Source organism: Singulisphaera rosea (assembly GCF_054877945.1).
Genome location: NZ_JBTYIP020000087.1, coordinates 1 through 783 on the forward strand (window position 1 = coordinate 1; position 783 = coordinate 783).

Annotated in this window: 1 protein-coding gene; it reads left to right on the top strand. The window is 64.5% G+C overall.

Annotated features, from left to right (window positions below; genetic code table 11):
- Window positions 1-624: IS66 family transposase (locus ACYOEI_RS41060; RefSeq protein ID WP_462856474.1), on the top strand; the 624-nt coding region annotated here is incomplete at its 5' end.
- Window positions 625-783: the final 159 nt, after the last annotated feature.

Genomic DNA, 783 nt, shown 5'->3' on the forward strand with positions numbered 1-783 from the left:
CGTGCCGACACGCCGCCACGACCACGCGGCCAGCAGCGGGGCAAGCCGGGGCCGAGTCGCCGGGATCATTCTCATCTGCCGGCCGTCCCCGAGGATCATGTCCTTCCGTCCGATCAATGTCGCTGCGCGCGGTGCGGCCAACCCTTCGCCGACTTCCCGGGGACCGAAGATGCCGAGATCCTCGAGGTCGAGGTCCGGGCCCATCGCCGCGTCATCCGTCGGCATCGTTATCGCCCCACCTGCGGCTGTGCGGCCCATCCCGGCGTGGTCACCGCCCCACCGCCGCCGCGGCTGATCCCGAAGGGCATCTTGGGGGTCTCGATCTGGGTGACGGTGCTCCTGGATAAGTATCTGTTCTATCGGCCGACCTATCGGCTCTTGGCCGACTGGGCCACGCTCGGCCTGGACCTGTCGCTGGGGACTCTGACCGATGGCCTGAAGCGCCTGACGCCGCTCTTCGAGCCGGTCTATGAGGCGCTGGTGAAGCGCAGCCAAGGTCAGGCGCTCTGGCACGCCGACGAGACGCGATGGCTGGTCTGTCAATGGACCCGAATCGTTACGAGGTTAGTGAACCCGAACTCTTACGAAGCCCGAATGGCTTCGGAGGGGGCAATTCTTGCCTGACTATCCCCCGATTCTTGGACTTTTCCGGACTTTCGACTCGTTCAGCAAGTCCTGTTGGTCCCTCCCACGCCCAACAGGGAGAGGATTTTCGACCCCAATCCTTACGAGTTTCTGCCCTGTCGATCCGAGACAACCCATCTCGCCTCGGTCGCTCGTCGT